Here is a 1,611-nt window from a genome sequence, read left to right as displayed (position 1 = left end):
ATACAGGAATCTTTAGCCAGATTCCGTTCTGACCGACCGGGAAACCGGGAGGACAGCTTTGATCAGGCTACTCTTTCATGGAGAGTTTGATCCTGGCTCAGGACGAACGCTGGCGGCGTGCCTAATACATGCAAGTCGAGCGCAGGAAACCGGCGGAACCCTTCGGGGGGAAGCCGGTGGAATGAGCGGCGGACGGGTGAGTAACACGTGGGCAACCTGCCTTTCAGACTGGGATAACCCCGGGAAACCGGGGCTAATACCGGATGACCAGCCGGTTCGCATGAACCGGCTGTAAAAGAGGGGAGTTTTCTCCTCTCACTGAAAGATGGGCCCGCGGCGCATTAGCTAGTTGGTAAGGTAGTGGCTTACCAAGGCGACGATGCGTAGCCGACCTGAGAGGGTGATCGGCCACACTGGAACTGAGACACGGTCCAGACTCCTACGGGAGGCAGCAGTAGGGAATCATCCGCAATGGGCGAAAGCCTGACGGTGCAACGCCGCGTGAACGACGAAGGTTTTCGGATCGTAAAGTTCTGTTGTGAGGGAAGAACACGTGCCGGTCGAACAGGCCGGCACCTTGACGGTACCTCACGAGAAAGCCCCGGCTAACTACGTGCCAGCAGCCGCGGTAATACGTAGGGGGCAAGCGTTGTCCGGAATTATTGGGCGTAAAGCGCGCGCAGGCGGTCGTGTAAGTCTGATGTGAAAGCCCACGGCTCAACCGTGGAGGGTCATTGGAAACTGCAGGACTTGAGTGTAGGAGAGGAAAGTGGAATTCCACGTGTAGCGGTGAAATGCGTAGATATGTGGAGGAACACCAGTGGCGAAGGCGACTTTCTGGCCTACAACTGACGCTGAGGCGCGAAAGCGTGGGGAGCAAACAGGATTAGATACCCTGGTAGTCCACGCCGTAAACGATGAGTGCTAGGTGTTAGGGGTTTCGATGCCCTTAGTGCCGAAGTTAACACATTAAGCACTCCGCCTGGGGAGTACGGCCGCAAGGCTGAAACTCAAAGGAATTGACGGGGGCCCGCACAAGCAGTGGAGCATGTGGTTTAATTCGACGCAACGCGAAGAACCTTACCAGGTCTTGACATCCGTTGACCGCTCTGGAGACAGAGTTTTCCCCTTCGGGGGACAACGTGACAGGTGGTGCATGGTTGTCGTCAGCTCGTGTCGTGAGATGTTGGGTTAAGTCCCGCAACGAGCGCAACCCTTGACCTTAGTTGCCAGCATTCAGTTGGGCACTCTAAGGTGACTGCCGGTGACAAACCGGAGGAAGGTGGGGACGACGTCAAATCATCATGCCCCTTATGACCTGGGCTACACACGTGCTACAATGGATGGTACAAAGGGTGGCGAAGCCGCGAGGTGGAGCGAATCCCAGAAAGCCATTCTCAGTTCGGATTGCAGGCTGCAACTCGCCTGCATGAAGCCGGAATTGCTAGTAATCGCGGATCAGCATGCCGCGGTGAATACGTTCCCGGGCCTTGTACACACCGCCCGTCACACCACGAGAGTTTGTAACACCCGAAGTCGGTGAGGTAACCTTTATGGAGCCAGCCGCCGAAGGTGGGACAAATGATTGGGGTGAAGTCGTAACAAGGTATC

At 56.2% G+C, this 1,611-nt stretch carries 1 rRNA gene; it reads left to right on the top strand.

Annotated elements, in window-relative coordinates:
* Positions 1-74: 74 nt before the first annotated feature.
* Positions 75-1,611 (top strand): 16S ribosomal RNA (locus ACFO4L_RS17540); the annotation flags it as partial.

The sequence above is a fragment of the Bacillus daqingensis genome (genome assembly GCF_042654445.1).
Taxonomy (GTDB): Bacteria; Bacillota; Bacilli; order Bacillales; family Salisediminibacteriaceae; genus Alkalicoccus; species Alkalicoccus luteus.
Note: the sequence above shows the minus strand (reverse complement) of the source record. Positions and strands in the feature narration are given on the sequence as shown.